Here is a 13,332-nt window from a genome sequence, read left to right on the forward strand (position 1 = left end):
ATTCAAAGATTAGGAGGTGCAATAATGGAACTAAACGAACTTAAGCCAAGTGCAGGCTCAAGACATGCTAGAAAGCGTCTAGGTCGTGGTACTTCAAGTGGTACAGGTAAAACTGCTGGTCGTGGTCAAAAAGGTCAATTGGCTAGATCAGGTGGTAAGACACGTATCGGTTTTGAAGGTGGACAAATGCCTTTATTCCGTCGTATGCCAAAACGTGGTTTCAATAACATCAACCGTAAAGAATATGCTATTGTTAACCTAAGTGATCTAAGTAAGTTTAACGATGGTGCTGAAGTAAATGTTGAAACATTGAAGGCAGCCGGAATCGTTAAAAAAGAATTTAATGGTGTTAAGTTGCTTGCTAACGGTGAGGTTAGCGCTAAGTTAACTGTTAAAGTTGCTAAGGCTTCTGCCGCAGCTACTAAAGCAATCGAAGCCGCTGGTGGCACTGTAGAGGTGATCTAATGCTTGGAACTATCAGAGATGCTCTAAAGGTAAAGGAGATACGTAAAAAGATCCTATTTACCTTGATGTTACTTGTTATATATCGTTTGGGATCACAAATTACAGTGCCCGGTGTTAATGCCGCCGCAATGGATAAAGTCGGTTCTACAGGGTTAGTTCCCCTATTGGATACTGTAACCGGTGGTGGTCTTTCAAACTACTCTATTTTCTCGATGGGTGTTTCACCATTCATTACGGCTCAAATTGTTGTTCAACTTTTACAAATGGACATTGTTCCTAAATTTGTTGAGTGGAGTAAACAAGGTGAAGTTGGCCGTAGAAAGTTAAATCAAGTAACGAGATATTTGACGATTGTTTTAGGTTTTGTTCAGTCAATCGGTATAACAGCCGGTTTTAACACTTTAAGTGGTTTAGGATTAGTTAAATCTCCTAATATAAGAGCTTTCGTTACAATTGGTATCATCTTAACTGGTGGTACGATGCTTCTTACATGGATCGGTGAGCAAATCACTGATAAAGGTCTAGGTAATGGAGTTTCAGTAATTATCTTCGCTGGTATTATTGCTAGATTCCCTAGTGGAATTAAAGAAATTTATCGTGATTATATTACTAATTCCAGTTCAGCAGATCTTGCAAAGAATATTGCATTCCTCGTTGGTCTTGTGATCATCATCTTGATTGTTGTGCAATTTGTTACATATGTTCAACAAGCAAGTAGAAGAATTCCTATTCAATATACAAGACGTGCTGCTGGTAGTGGTAGCGAAAGTTTCCTACCATTGAAGGTTAACGTTGCTGGTGTTATTCCTGTTATCTTCGCTAGTTCATTCATTGTTACGCCTCAAACAATTTTGATGGCGTTCCAAAGTCATAGTGGAGATCAATGGTATCAAGTATTAACAGAAATATTCAGTATGCAGACTACAACAGGTTCTCTTCTCTATACATTGTTGATTGTATTGTTTACATTCTTCTATGCATTTGTTCAAGTAAATCCTGAAAAGCTTGCAGAAAACCTACAAAAACAAGGGGCTTATATCCCTGGTATTTGGCCTGGTAATGAAACAATCAAGTTCATGTCAGGTGTATTAATGAAATTATCAACCGTCGGAGCTATGTTCCTAGGTTTGGTTTCATTACTTCCATTGCTAGCCGCTAACTTATTCAATTTACCTCAATCCATCGGATTAGGTGGTACAAGTTTATTGATTATCGTTGGTGTTGCTTTGGAAATGGATCGTCAATTACGTGGTCTTTTGATGAAACGTGAATACGTTGGATTTATTAGATAATTGGAGATGTTACAGACAATGAATATTGTATTGATGGGATTACCTGGTGCTGGTAAAGGTACTCAAGCTGAAAAGATTGTTGAAGATTTTAAAGTTGTTCATATTTCAACTGGTGACATGTTTAGAGCAGCTATGGCCAATAAGACAGAAATTGGTCTAAAAGCTAAAGGGTTCATCGATAAAGGTGAACTTGTTCCAGATGATGTTACCGAAGGTATCGTTCAAGAACGTTTATCTGAAGATGATGTTCAAAAAGACGGATATATGTTAGATGGATTTCCGAGAACTCTTGAACAGGCTAACGCTTTACAGACAATTGCAAAGAATGTAAACAAACCAATAGATGCTGTCATCTATATTGATGTTAAGCCTGAAACATTAGTTGATCGCTTATCCGGAAGATATATTTGTTCTAATTGTGGAGCAACTTATCATAAAATTTACAATCCTACAAAGGTTGAAGGAACATGTGACGTCTGTGGCGGCCATGACTTCTATCAACGTGAGGACGATAAACCAGAAACTGTAAAGAATAGATTGAAAGTTAATATTGAAATGAATACACCATTAATTGATTTTTATGACAAGTTGAACTTGTTACATAAGATCAATGGTGAACAAGAAATAGATGAAGTTTATAACGAAGTAAAGAAAGTTTTACAAAGTTTGTAAAACTTTTTGCTTTGAATGTTTACATGTACGGAAAATTATTGTATAATTCGCCAGTATATGCAGAATAATTTCATCCCGATGGAGGTTAATATCTTTGGCAAAAGAAGATGTCATTGAAGTAGAAGGTACAATTTCAGAAACATTGCCTAATGCAATGTTTAAGGTAAAGCTTGAAAACGGAGCTACAATTTTAGCTCATGTGTCAGGTAAAATCCGTATGCACTATATCAGAATTTTACCCGGTGACAAGGTTACCGTGGAATTATCCCCTTATGATTTAACCAAGGGAAGAATTACATATAGATATAGATAATAAGTTTTTTAATGGAATGGAGGTTCCACAACATGAAAGTAAGACCATCCGTTAAACCTATGTGCGAACACTGTAAGGTAATTAAGAGACGCGGTCGCGTCATGGTTATTTGCTCTGCAGATCCAAAGCACAAACAAAGACAAGGATAATATTTAATAGGAGGTGTATTGATTAATGGCTCGTATAGCAGGTGTAGATTTACCTCGTGATAAGAGAATCGTTATTGCTCTAACATACATTTTTGGTGTTGGCGAAACAACAGCTCAAAAAGTATTGAAAGATGCTGGCGTATCAGAGGATATTCGTACAAGAGACTTAACTCCTGATCAAGAAGAAAAAATTCGTGCAGAAGTTGACAAGATTCGTGTCGAAGGTGACTTACGTCGTGAAGTAAGTATGAACATCAAGAGACTACAAGAAATTGGTTCATACCGTGGCATGAGACATCGTCGTGGTTTGCCAGTTCGTGGTCAAAACACAAAGAACAATGCAAGAACTCGTAAGGGCAAGAAGACTGCCATTGCAGGTAAGAAGAAGTAATAAGATAAAGATAGGAGGTTAATCATGGCACAAACTAAAGGTCGTAAGCGCCGTACTAAGAAGCATATTGAATCTGGTGTTGCACATATCCACTCCACATTCAACAATACACTAGTTATGATCACTGATGTTAACGGTAATGCCGTTTCATGGTCATCAGCTGGTGCATTAGGATTCAAAGGTAGTCGTAAATCAACACCATTTGCTGCACAAATGGCTGGTGAGGCTGCTGCTAAGGAATCAATGGAACATGGTATGAAAACAGTTGAAGTAGCTGTTAAGGGTCCAGGCTCTGGTCGTGAAGCTGCAATCCGTTCATTACAAGCTACTGGTTTGGAAATTACTGCTATTCGTGATGTTACACCAGTTCCTCACAATGGTTCTCGTCCTCCAAAGCGTCGTCGTGTATAGAATGGTTGTATACCCATATGAACTAAGCTACACACATTTCGTTTTGAAAGGGGAACTAACCGAATGATCGAATTTGAAAAGCCAACCATTACTTCTGTTGAAGAAAGTAAAGACTATGGCAAATATATTATCGAACCGCTTGAAAGAGGTTATGGTACAACTTTAGGTAATTCATTACGTAGAGTTTTATTAGCATCATTACCTGGTACAGCGGTGTCTGATATTCAAATAGATGGTGTTTTGCATGAATTTTCAGCTGTTGATGGCGTAATTGAAGACGTTACACAAATTGTGTTAAACGTGAAGAAATTAAAGCTTAAGTCATATGCTGATGACAGTTTAAAGGCTGAAATCGACGTTGTTGGTCCAGCTACTGTTACAGCAAATGATATCAAGGCTGATGATGACTTGGAAATCCTCGATCCAGAACAATTTATTTGTACTGTTGCTGAGGGTGGACACTTCCACATGCAAATGACAGTTATTAATGGTCGTGGATATACTCCTGCAGAACAAAATAAGACGGACGAAACACCTATCGGTGTTCTTCCAGTTGACTCAATTTTTACACCCGTAGAAAAAGTCAACTATCAAGTTGAAAACACTCGTGTGGGTAAGAGAAACGACTTCGACAAATTAACAATCGATATCTGGACAAATGGTTCAATTGGACCACGCGAAGCTATTAGTTTGTCAGCTAAGATTCTTACAGAACATTTAACAAGTTTTGTAAATCTTACTGAAGAAGCTAAGAGTGCTGACATGATGATCGAAAAAGAGGAAACTCAAAAAGAGAAGAAACTTGAAATGACTATTGAAGAACTTGACTTGTCAGTTCGTTCATATAATTGTTTGAAGCGTGCCGGTATTAATACTGTGCAAGAGCTTACTGAAAAATCCGAAGCAGATATGATGCGTGTCCGTAATCTTGGACGTAAATCACTTGTTGAGGTTAAAGAAAAGCTTGCTGATCTTGGATTATCATTAAAGCAAGAAGACTAATCATATCAAATTCAAACAGGAGGTATAGACATGGGCTACCGTAAATTAGGACGTAACAGTTCTCAAAGAAAAGCAATGTTACGCGATTTAACTACTGATTTAATCATTAATGAACATATTGTTACAACTGAAACTCGCGCTAAAGAAATCAGTCGTACAACAGAAAAAATGATAACCTTAGGTAAACGCGGCGATTTACATGCTCGTCGTCAAGCTGCTGCTTATGTTAGAAACGAAGTTGCTAACATTTCAGAAGAAGATGATGCAGTTGTTGTTCAATCAGCTCTTCAAAAATTATTCAGTGATATTGCACCTCGTTACAAAGAACGTAATGGTGGATACACACGTATTTTGAAGACAACTCCACGTCGTGGAGACGCAGCTCCAATGGTTATTATTGAATTAGTTTAATAATAATTGTTTATTAATCATTAAAAAATCAGTCATTCTGATAAGCTAGTGAGTGTTAAGATGATGGTTGTTAGCAACCAAGTCTATCTCTGAGATCCCTTTAATCGGGGACACTAACTTGTCGAATGATTTTTTTTTGCCCTTTTTTGTTTTCTTGATTATTGAAGTTAGTTATTATATATGTAATACGGTTCAAGGAGATAACTTTGGAAAAAATCATTTCAATTAAAAACTTAAATTATACTTATCCCGATTCTAAGAAACCTGCAATTAATAATTTAACTGTGGATATCTATAAAAACGAGTGGTTATCAATCGTTGGTAAAAACGGTAGTGGTAAGTCAACATTGACTAAACTGATCGATGGTTTAATTGATGCCGACTCTGGTACAATCGAAATTGACGGACAAGAAATTAATGAGAATAATATTTGGGAAGTTAGAACTAAGATTGGAATCGTCTTTCAAAATCCAGATCATCAATTTGTTGGAGCAACGGTTGAAGATGATGTTGCTTTTGGTTTGGAGAATCAAGGTATGCCAAGAGAGCAAATGGTCAAAGAAGTAGATCATGCTTTAGAATTAGTTGGTATGCATGATTTTAAAAAACGTGATCCACAGACACTTTCTGGTGGACAGAAGCAACGAGTGGCTATTGCTGGTGTCTTAGCTACTAAACCTCGAATTATTATTATGGATGAATCTACTAGTATGTTGGACCCCGAAGGACGTAGAACGGTTTTGAATTTAATTCAAAATTTACGTCAGCAACAGGATCTAACAATCATTTCAATTACACATGATATATCGGAGACAGAATTATCACAGAGAATCGTTGTCTTGAGTGATGGACAGATTGTACGAGACGATATACCTAAGAACATTTATAATATAGGAACTAATTTAAGCAAATTTGGCCTTGAGGAACCATTTTCTGATGAATTGATATCAACACTAAGGGATTCATTAGAATTGCCTGAGGGTTATCTAAATGAAGAGGAGCTAATGAAGCAATTATGGAAATTACGTTCGAACATGTAACACATTCTTATGATGCTAATAGTCCCATGGCAAATCTTGGTTTAGACGATGTTTCTTTGAAAATAGATGATAAAAAATTTACCGCTATTGTTGGTCAAACTGGTAGTGGTAAATCTACTCTAGTACGTCATATTAACGCGCTTTTGAAACCTACTTCAGGAAAACTAACTGTTGGTGATCGTGTTATTACATCTGAAACTAATAATAAAAACCTTAAACCATTGCGTAAAAAGGTTGGCATGGTTTTTCAATTTCCGGAGAGTCAGTTATTTGAAGAGACTGTGGAAAAAGATATCATGTTTGGACCAATGAATTTTGGCTTCAGTGAATCTGATGCTAAAGATGCAGCTCATGAAATGATCGAATTAGTTGGTTTAAGTAAAGATTATTTACAGAAATCACCATTTGACTTATCCGGTGGACAAATGCGTCGTGTGGCTATTGCCGGTGTCCTAGCTAGTAATCCTGAAACTATTATTTTAGATGAACCAACAGCAGGTTTAGATCCAGTTGGTCGCCATGAGATTATGGATCTGTTTAAAAATTTACAGTCAAAAGGTAGAACAATCATTTTGATCACGCATAATATGGATGATGTAGCTAATTATGCAGATGAAATGGCTGTTATGAGTCAAGGAAAATTAGTAGCTAGTGGATTGCCAAGCGACGTCTTCAACAATCAAGATTTATTGAAGAATGATTTATTAACTTTGCCTCAGAGTGCCCAGTTTGCACAATCATTGGCGCAAAAATATTTCCAATTTAATAAATTACCTATTACAATTGATGAATTGAGTGCAGAAATAAAACAACAGGTAAATGGTGATTAGATGAATAAATTAATTATGGGACGATATTTACCCGGGGATTCATTGATTTATCAGTTAGATCCGCGTGGTAAATTTTTATTAACATTCTATTTTGTTGGCATTGTCTTTTTAGCCAATAATGTGGCATCATATGTATTTCTCATGGCGTTTGTTTTATTTGCTGTCTATTTATCTAAAATTAATTTTGGCTTCTTTATAAAGGGATTGCGGCCGATATTTTGGCTGATTTTATTCACAGTTTTACTGCAATTGTTCTTTACGCCTAGTTCCCATCCAATTTGGCACTGGGGCTTTTTGACCTTATCCAAAGAGGGTATGGTTATTGCTAGTTATATCTTTGTAAGATTCGTGTTGATCATTTTTATCTCAACACTATTGACCTTAACAACGACACCAATCGAAATTTCCGATTCAATCGAGAGCATTTTGAAACCATTAAAGAAAGTGAACTTTCCAGTTACTCAAGTAGCTTTAATGTTGTCGATTGCCTTAAGATTCGTGCCATTGTTGGTTGATGAAACGACCAAGATCATGGACGCACAGAGAGCTCGTGGAGTAGATTTTGGTGAGGGTGGTTTGATTAAACGGATCAAATCATTTGTACCAATACTGATTCCGCTCTTTGTCAGCAGTTTTTCAATTGCTTATGATTTAGCAATTGCTATGGAATCACGTGGTTACAAAGACGGTGAAGGCCGCAGTAAGTATCGTGTATTAAAATGGAGTAAGCGTGATAATATCACGGTTTTGGTTATGTTGGCTGTAACCATCATATTATTATTTATTCGGAGTTATTAATTTATGACAATAAGATACAAATTAACCATCGCTTATGATGGAACTAAGTTTCATGGCTTTCAAAAACAAAAGCAATTAAGAACGGTTGAAGGTGTACTTGAAAAAGCTATTTCGAGAATTGCTAATGGAGAAGAGATCAAGGTCTTCGCTTCAGGTAGAACTGATGCTGGAGTTCATGCTTTGGCACAGGTAGTACATTTTGATTATCCAAGATTTATCCCAGCTGACAGTATGATGCGTGCTATTAATACGTTGATGCCTTTGGATGTATTGGTCAAAAAATCAGAGATTGTCGATGAAAATTTTCATGCCCGATTTAATGTTAAAAAGAAAACCTATATGTATCGTGTAGATCTAGGGCATTATACCGATCCATTCAAGCGTTTTTATACAGGGCACTATCCTTATCCTTTGGATGTGGATAAAATAAAAATTGCAATCAAAGATTTAATTGGAGAACACGATTTTACTAGCTTTGCAGCTGCTGGTGGCGTGATTGAAAATAAAGTTAGAACTATCTATTCAGCTACAGTTGAGTATAATAAAGAGAACAATGAATTAGTTTTTGAGTTTACAGGTAATGGTTTCTTATATAATATGGTTAGAATTCTTGTGGCAACTCTGTTGGAAATCGGTAACGGTCGCAGAGATGTTCATGACTTTTTACGTTTATATGAAGTAAAGGATCGCCAGGAAGCTAGAGGGACAGCACAAGCTAGTGGTCTATATTTGAAAGAGGTTTTTTATTAAAAAATCTGTGGATAAATATTGACTTAATGTGAGAATCAAAGTATCATTGTAGCTGGTATTGTTTGCCCCACGATAAGCCCCGGAAACTTATTGAGTTGTCAAACAGACGTAGAAACTGGAGGAATTTAAAGTGCGTACAACACCATTAGCAAAAGCAAGTGAAGTTGAACGTAAATGGTATGTAATTGACGGTGAAGATGTTGTCTTAGGTAGACTTTCATCTGTTGTTGCTTCTATTCTTAGAGGTAAAAACAAACCTACTTACACACCTAACGTTGATACAGGTGATAATGTTATTGTCATCAATGCAGATAAAGTTAGATTAACAGGTAGAAAAGCAAAGAATAAGATTTACTATTCTCATTCAGATCACCCAGGTGGGTTGAAGAGCATTAGTGCTGGTCAAAAACAAGCTGAAAAGCCAGACAGATTCATTGAAGATTCTGTTCGTGGTATGCTACCTAAGAACACTCTTGGTCGTCTAGAAATCAAGAAATTGCATGTTTATGCAGGTTCAGAACACAACCACCAAGCACAAAATCCAGAAAAATTGGATATCAACAAACTAATTTAAGGAGGAAAAGAATTTGGCACAAGTATCATACGCCGGAACAGGTCGTCGCAAGGATTCAGTTGCTCGTGTACGCTTAGTTCCTGGAAACGGAAAGATTACTATCAACAAACGTGATGTCAAAGATTACATTCCTTTTGACAATTTGATTGCTGATATGAAACAACCTCTAGATGTAACTGAAACAGCAGAAAGCTATGACGTTATTGCTAACGTTAACGGTGGAGGCTTCTCAGGACAAGCTGGAGCAATTAGACATGGTATTGCTAGAGCCTTACTTGACGTAGATCCTGATTTTAGACCTACACTTAAGTCAGCCGGCTTCTTAACACGTGACCCTCGTATGAAGGAACGTAAGAAACCAGGTCTTAAGAAAGCTCGTAAAGCTTCACAATTCTCAAAACGTTAATATTTATATTTCCAGTTTTGGATCAAAAACATCTCTCATTTCGAGGGATGTTTTTTGTTGTAGAAAATTTATTTACATTTAAATATCTGAAAACGTTTACAAAAATCAACTTCTTTGATATTATTAACTCGTTCGAATGAGTGGAAAACTTAAAACGTAGGAGGATACATTTATGACTGGATTTCCAAAAGGATTTTTGTGGGGCGGTGCTGTGGCTGCTCATCAATTAGAAGGTGGCTGGGATGCCGGCAATAAAGGTGTCAGTATTGCTGATGTGATGACAGCTGGTGACAACGAGACGGCTCGTGAAATTACTGATGGAATTATTCCCGGTAAAAATTATCCTAATCATGAAGCAATTGATTTTTATGGTCACTATAAAGAGGATGTTAAGTTATTCTCCGAATTAGGTTTAAAGTGCTTCAGAACTAGTATCGCTTGGACAAGAATTTTTCCTAATGGCGATGAAGACGAACCTAATGAAGCAGGATTGAAGTTCTATGATGATCTTTTTGATGAATTGCTTAAATATAATATTGAACCAGTAATTACTTTGTCTCATTTTGAAATGCCTTATCACTTAGTTAAAGAATATGGTGGTTGGCGTAGTCGTAAGATGATTGATTTCTTTGTAAAATTTGCTGAAGTGGTCTTCAAACGTTATAAAGATAAAGTTAAATATTGGATGACTTTCAATGAAATCAACAACCAAACTGGTTTAAATGAATGGGGCTTGTTCACTAATTCAGGTATTCTAGTAAAACCAGGCGAAGATGCTGAAAAAGTTATGTACCAAGCTGGACACTATGAATCAGTTGCTAGTGCTATGGCTGTACAAATTGGACATGAAATTAATCCTAATTTTGAAATTGGTTGTATGTTGGCTATGGGACCAACTTATCCAGCTTCACCAGATCCTAAGGATGTTTTGAAAGCTCAACGTGCGATGGAAGCTAACTATTGGTTTGCTGATGTTCAATGTAAAGGTAAGTATCCTAATTGGTTGAAACGTTACTTTGAACGTAAAGATTTCAATTTGGATATTACCTTGGCTGATTTAGATGTTATCAGGGCAGGCGTTGTTGACTATATTGGCTTTTCATATTACGCTTCTCATGTTATTAAAGCTGATAAGAATGAACCTGATGATTACATGACACCAACAAAGAATCATGAAGTTAAAAATCCTGCCTTAGTACGCTCTGATTGGGGTTGGGAAATTGATCCAGTTGGTTTGAGATATGCCTTGAATTGGTTCAGTGACCGTTATGATTTACCATTGTTTATTGTAGAAAATGGACTAGGAGCTTTTGATAAAGTGACTGAGGATGGTAAGATTCATGATGATTACCGTATCGATTATTTGAGAAAGCATATTGAACAAATGCGTTTGGCAGTTGATGTCGATGGTGTTGATTTAATGGGTTATACTCCATGGGGCTTTATTGATTTAGTTTCGGCCGGAACTGGTCAAATGGATAAACGTTACGGTATGATCTATGTAGATAAGAATGATGCCGGCGAAGGAACTTTGGATCGTTCTAAGAAGGATTCTTTTGAATGGTTCCATAAAGTAATTGAAACAAATGGTACAGACCTTTCGTAATGAGGTATGATAATAAATGATTAGAAAACGTATTCCTAACGCTTGATAATGGGATGCGTTTTTGTTTTGGAGGAAATTTTAGAAATGCCGAAAAAAATGGATACAAGCATTTTAGTTAAAAAGATTATTACTGAAATACAATCTGGTGAGTTAGTTGATCAAGATTTGAAACTGCCAGCAGAACCTAATTTGATGTCACGCTATGAAGTAACCCGTTATACTTTGCGTCAAGCTTTAAAACAGTTGAGTGTCATGGGTTATACTTATCAAGTTCATGGAGTAGGGACTTTTGTTCGTCACCAGCAAACCGTGGATTCAGTGGCTCTAGAGCATGAAGGTGGATTGTCGGCCGAGATGGAACGAATTGGTCGTAAATTGACAACTAAGACTGCAAGTGAAAAAATTATTCCCGTATCAGAAGCACTCTTTTTGCCAAAGACACATCACTTCCAGAATGATGATAAATTGATCGAAGTTCGTCGCTTTCGTTTGTTGGATGATAAGCCCTATTTGATGGAACAGTCTTATTATTTGCAGTCAGTGATTGATAGTATTCCAGAAGAAGCTTTGTACGGATCACTGTTTAAGTATTTTGAACAAAGTCGTAAGACTCAAATTGGCTTTATTGATCAGACTATTATGAGTGAGCCTTTACCAGAAGAAGCTAGTGATTTCATGGAGATGTCAGCGGGTTCGCCGAGTTTGTTGATTCAAGATGAATCGTATTTAGCCAATGGCGAGTTGTTGGCTTTTTCAAAACAATATTATAATTATCAACAAGCTAAATTATTTATGATCAAAAAGGTTCATTGATAGGGATGAGATAATAGTATGAAAGTAGCGGTGATTCAGGCCAGTAGTCAAATTAAACGTAATCAGCTTTTGTACGATGCAACTAGATCAGCTGTGGAAAAAACTGATGAAGTAATTAATTTTGGAGTTTATCCACAAGAGGAAACTTTATCCTATGTTCAGGTAGCGTTATTGGTGGGACTGTTAATTAATTCCGGTGCGATTGATTTTGTAATAACTGGTTGTAGTTCCGGAAATGGAATGAATATAGCGTGCAATACGATGCCAAACGTCATCAGCGGCTATTTACCGACTCCTAGCGACGCTTATTTGTTTGGACGAATAAACTATGGCAATTGTGCCTCTTTGCCGTTAGGATTGAATTTTGGCTGGGCTGGAGAGCTGAATCTGAGTTATACACTGGCAAAGCTATTTGATGGTCCAATGAATACCGGTTATCCACAGGGGGAAGCACTTCGAAAACAACGGGATGCAAAGTTACTGCTTGAGATCAAAAGGTCCGAATCTATAAATATGATTGATATAATGGAAAAGTTAGATGAAGAAGTTTTGAAGCCGATTTGGCAGAAACAAGATGTATTAAATTACGTAATAGAGAATGGAAATAATCAAAAATTATGGGATTATTTGATTCGAAAGATTTAAGTGGAGGAAGAATTATGGATTTAGCGGATCTTTCTAGTAAATATAAAGTTAGACGGTTAGTGACTAGTGACACTGAGGAGATTCTCAAATTAAGTTTAAGCAATCCTATATTTTATAAATATTGTCCACCTGTGATTACACGTCCAGTTATTCGTCACGATATGACTGTCGTACCACCACATAAAACGAGGGATGATAAATATTATATTGGATTCTTTGATGGCGACAAATTGATTGCTATGCTAGATTTGATTACAAAGTATCCAGATGAAATAACGGCATGGGTAGGCTTGTTTATGGTTGATAGTCAATATCAAGGTAAGGGCATTGGAACAGAGATCTTTAGTGATATTATGTCAGCTTTAAAGAAATCAGGCTTTAAACAGATCGAATTAGCTTACGCTAAAGGTAATAAGCAGAGTGAACATTTCTGGGAAAAGAACGGTTTCTTTAAGACTGGCAATGAAGCTGAGGAACCTGGATATACAGCTATCGTGATGGGACGACTATTGTAATAGACGTTGTGTATTACACGTGTATATAAATTTTTATTTTAAAAATATAATTGTTAAAATAAAAACAAAAAGAGAGAATTTATTATGGCACAGAATGATGTAAAAGAGGCCACTATAAAAACAGTTATTGACGTTGTGGCTGAGAGAGAAAAGAAACGTCACGATTGGATTGAAGATTATCTTAATCGAAATCTGAATATTTACACTAAAAAGTGATCAATAATAAAAAGGTGTTCATACTCAACTGCA

At 36.5% G+C, this 13,332-nt stretch carries 20 protein-coding genes; all 20 read left to right on the forward strand.

The genetic code is table 11. The annotated features are described in order from the left end of the window. The first annotated feature begins 24 nt into the window (after nucleotides 1-24). The 20 genes from rplO to LKACC16343_RS14500 all read left to right on the forward strand — a co-directional run bounded on the left by rplO (nucleotide 25) and on the right by LKACC16343_RS14500 (nucleotide 13,299). Entirely contained in the window at nucleotides 25-465 is a 441-nt protein-coding gene (gene rplO / locus LKACC16343_RS04290; protein ID WP_025084424.1) for a 50S ribosomal protein L15, read from the forward strand. Continuing rightward, entirely contained in the window at nucleotides 465-1,757 is a 1,293-nt protein-coding gene (gene secY, locus LKACC16343_RS04295) for a preprotein translocase subunit SecY (protein WP_025084425.1), read from the forward strand. The genes rplO and secY overlap by 1 nt, the downstream gene beginning before the upstream one ends. 18 nt (nucleotides 1,758-1,775) lie before the next feature. Further along, on the forward strand, nucleotides 1,776-2,429 hold the full coding sequence (locus LKACC16343_RS04300; RefSeq protein WP_025084426.1) for an adenylate kinase: 654 nt from the start codon (nucleotides 1,776-1,778) through the stop codon (nucleotides 2,427-2,429). A gap of 94 nt (nucleotides 2,430-2,523) precedes the next feature. Then, nucleotides 2,524-2,742: a translation initiation factor IF-1 gene (gene infA, locus LKACC16343_RS04305; protein ID WP_025084427.1), complete on the forward strand. Its 219-nt coding sequence runs from the start codon at nucleotides 2,524-2,526 to the stop codon at nucleotides 2,740-2,742. 32 nt (nucleotides 2,743-2,774) lie between these two features. Beyond that, a complete protein-coding gene (gene rpmJ, locus LKACC16343_RS04310; protein WP_010018546.1) occupies nucleotides 2,775-2,891 on the forward strand; it encodes a 50S ribosomal protein L36 in 117 nt (38 codons plus the stop codon). 25 nt (nucleotides 2,892-2,916) lie between these two features. Further along, the gene (rpsM, locus tag LKACC16343_RS04315; RefSeq protein ID WP_056954424.1) at nucleotides 2,917-3,282 is read left to right on the forward strand and encodes a 30S ribosomal protein S13; all 366 of its coding nucleotides are present in this window, start codon (nucleotides 2,917-2,919) and stop codon (nucleotides 3,280-3,282) included. 24 nt (nucleotides 3,283-3,306) lie between these two features. Next, complete coding sequence (rpsK, locus tag LKACC16343_RS04320; protein ID WP_025084429.1) at nucleotides 3,307-3,693, forward strand: 30S ribosomal protein S11; 387 nt, start codon at nucleotides 3,307-3,309, stop codon at nucleotides 3,691-3,693. A gap of 63 nt (nucleotides 3,694-3,756) precedes the next feature. Beyond that, complete coding sequence (locus LKACC16343_RS04325; RefSeq protein ID WP_054642452.1) at nucleotides 3,757-4,695, forward strand: DNA-directed RNA polymerase subunit alpha; 939 nt, start codon at nucleotides 3,757-3,759, stop codon at nucleotides 4,693-4,695. Between the two features lie 30 nt (nucleotides 4,696-4,725). Beyond that, nucleotides 4,726-5,106, forward strand: coding sequence for a 50S ribosomal protein L17 (rplQ, locus tag LKACC16343_RS04330; RefSeq protein WP_025084431.1), 381 nt, complete (start codon nucleotides 4,726-4,728; stop codon nucleotides 5,104-5,106). Between the two features lie 206 nt (nucleotides 5,107-5,312). Further along, nucleotides 5,313-6,146 carry an energy-coupling factor transporter ATPase gene (locus LKACC16343_RS04335; protein WP_056954425.1) on the forward strand — a complete coding sequence of 278 codons (834 nt, stop codon included), beginning with the start codon at nucleotides 5,313-5,315 and terminating at the stop codon, nucleotides 6,144-6,146. After that, complete coding sequence (locus tag LKACC16343_RS04340; protein ID WP_056954426.1) at nucleotides 6,122-6,976, forward strand: energy-coupling factor ABC transporter ATP-binding protein; 855 nt, start codon at nucleotides 6,122-6,124, stop codon at nucleotides 6,974-6,976. Before LKACC16343_RS04335 ends, LKACC16343_RS04340 begins: the two co-directional genes overlap by 25 nt. Further along, a complete protein-coding gene (locus LKACC16343_RS04345; RefSeq protein WP_056954427.1) occupies nucleotides 6,977-7,774 on the forward strand; it encodes an energy-coupling factor transporter transmembrane component T family protein in 798 nt (265 codons plus the stop codon). It abuts the gene before it with no gap. 3 nt (nucleotides 7,775-7,777) lie between these two features. Further along, nucleotides 7,778-8,524 (forward strand): tRNA pseudouridine(38-40) synthase TruA, encoded by a 747-nt coding sequence (truA, locus tag LKACC16343_RS04350; RefSeq protein WP_054642455.1) that lies wholly within the window; start codon nucleotides 7,778-7,780, stop codon nucleotides 8,522-8,524. A gap of 130 nt (nucleotides 8,525-8,654) precedes the next feature. Further along, nucleotides 8,655-9,098, forward strand: a complete 444-nt coding sequence (gene rplM / locus LKACC16343_RS04355; RefSeq protein ID WP_025084436.1) for a 50S ribosomal protein L13 — start codon at nucleotides 8,655-8,657, stop codon at nucleotides 9,096-9,098. Nucleotides 9,099-9,111: 13 nt separating this feature from the next. Then, nucleotides 9,112-9,504 carry a 30S ribosomal protein S9 gene (rpsI, locus tag LKACC16343_RS04360; protein WP_025084437.1) on the forward strand — a complete coding sequence of 131 codons (393 nt, stop codon included), beginning with the start codon at nucleotides 9,112-9,114 and terminating at the stop codon, nucleotides 9,502-9,504. 172 nt (nucleotides 9,505-9,676) lie between these two features. Beyond that, nucleotides 9,677-11,110, forward strand: coding sequence for a 6-phospho-beta-glucosidase (locus LKACC16343_RS04365; RefSeq protein WP_056954429.1), 1,434 nt, complete (start codon nucleotides 9,677-9,679; stop codon nucleotides 11,108-11,110). Between the two features lie 84 nt (nucleotides 11,111-11,194). After that, on the forward strand, nucleotides 11,195-11,923 hold the full coding sequence (locus tag LKACC16343_RS04370; RefSeq protein WP_056954430.1) for a GntR family transcriptional regulator: 729 nt from the start codon (nucleotides 11,195-11,197) through the stop codon (nucleotides 11,921-11,923). Between the two features lie 18 nt (nucleotides 11,924-11,941). Next, nucleotides 11,942-12,568 carry an RpiB/LacA/LacB family sugar-phosphate isomerase gene (locus LKACC16343_RS04375; protein WP_056954432.1) on the forward strand — a complete coding sequence of 209 codons (627 nt, stop codon included), beginning with the start codon at nucleotides 11,942-11,944 and terminating at the stop codon, nucleotides 12,566-12,568. Between the two features lie 14 nt (nucleotides 12,569-12,582). Beyond that, nucleotides 12,583-13,083 carry a GNAT family N-acetyltransferase gene (locus LKACC16343_RS04380; RefSeq protein WP_056954433.1) on the forward strand — a complete coding sequence of 167 codons (501 nt, stop codon included), beginning with the start codon at nucleotides 12,583-12,585 and terminating at the stop codon, nucleotides 13,081-13,083. 84 nt (nucleotides 13,084-13,167) lie between these two features. After that, nucleotides 13,168-13,299, forward strand: coding sequence for a hypothetical protein (locus LKACC16343_RS14500; protein ID WP_256970553.1), 132 nt, complete (start codon nucleotides 13,168-13,170; stop codon nucleotides 13,297-13,299). Nucleotides 13,300-13,332 lie beyond the last annotated feature (33 nt).

Origin of the sequence: Companilactobacillus bobalius, from assembly GCF_002179915.1 — a bacterium.
GTDB classification, from domain to species: domain Bacteria; phylum Bacillota; class Bacilli; order Lactobacillales; family Lactobacillaceae; genus Companilactobacillus; species Companilactobacillus bobalius.

What these genes read in the sequence shown, in the direction of transcription:
- rplO (WP_025084424.1), top strand. Translation starts at nt 25, where the DNA reads ATGGAACTAAACGAACTTAAGCCAAGTGCAGGCTCAAGACATGCTAGA.
- secY (WP_025084425.1), top strand. Translation starts at nt 465, where the DNA reads ATGCTTGGAACTATCAGAGATGCTCTAAAGGTAAAGGAGATACGTAAA.
- LKACC16343_RS04300 (WP_025084426.1), top strand. Translation starts at nt 1,776, where the DNA reads ATGAATATTGTATTGATGGGATTACCTGGTGCTGGTAAAGGTACTCAA.
- rpmJ (WP_010018546.1), top strand. Translation starts at nt 2,775, where the DNA reads ATGAAAGTAAGACCATCCGTTAAACCTATGTGCGAACACTGTAAGGTA.
- rpsM (WP_056954424.1), top strand. Translation starts at nt 2,917, where the DNA reads ATGGCTCGTATAGCAGGTGTAGATTTACCTCGTGATAAGAGAATCGTT.
- rpsK (WP_025084429.1), top strand. Translation starts at nt 3,307, where the DNA reads ATGGCACAAACTAAAGGTCGTAAGCGCCGTACTAAGAAGCATATTGAA.
- LKACC16343_RS04325 (WP_054642452.1), top strand. Translation starts at nt 3,757, where the DNA reads ATGATCGAATTTGAAAAGCCAACCATTACTTCTGTTGAAGAAAGTAAA.
- rplQ (WP_025084431.1), top strand. Translation starts at nt 4,726, where the DNA reads ATGGGCTACCGTAAATTAGGACGTAACAGTTCTCAAAGAAAAGCAATG.
- LKACC16343_RS04340 (WP_056954426.1), top strand. Translation starts at nt 6,122, where the DNA reads ATGGAAATTACGTTCGAACATGTAACACATTCTTATGATGCTAATAGT.
- LKACC16343_RS04345 (WP_056954427.1), top strand. Translation starts at nt 6,977, where the DNA reads ATGAATAAATTAATTATGGGACGATATTTACCCGGGGATTCATTGATT.
- truA (WP_054642455.1), top strand. Translation starts at nt 7,778, where the DNA reads ATGACAATAAGATACAAATTAACCATCGCTTATGATGGAACTAAGTTT.
- LKACC16343_RS04365 (WP_056954429.1), top strand. Translation starts at nt 9,677, where the DNA reads ATGACTGGATTTCCAAAAGGATTTTTGTGGGGCGGTGCTGTGGCTGCT.
- LKACC16343_RS04370 (WP_056954430.1), top strand. Translation starts at nt 11,195, where the DNA reads ATGCCGAAAAAAATGGATACAAGCATTTTAGTTAAAAAGATTATTACT.
- LKACC16343_RS04375 (WP_056954432.1), top strand. Translation starts at nt 11,942, where the DNA reads ATGAAAGTAGCGGTGATTCAGGCCAGTAGTCAAATTAAACGTAATCAG.
- LKACC16343_RS04380 (WP_056954433.1), top strand. Translation starts at nt 12,583, where the DNA reads ATGGATTTAGCGGATCTTTCTAGTAAATATAAAGTTAGACGGTTAGTG.
- LKACC16343_RS14500 (WP_256970553.1), top strand. Translation starts at nt 13,168, where the DNA reads ATGGCACAGAATGATGTAAAAGAGGCCACTATAAAAACAGTTATTGAC.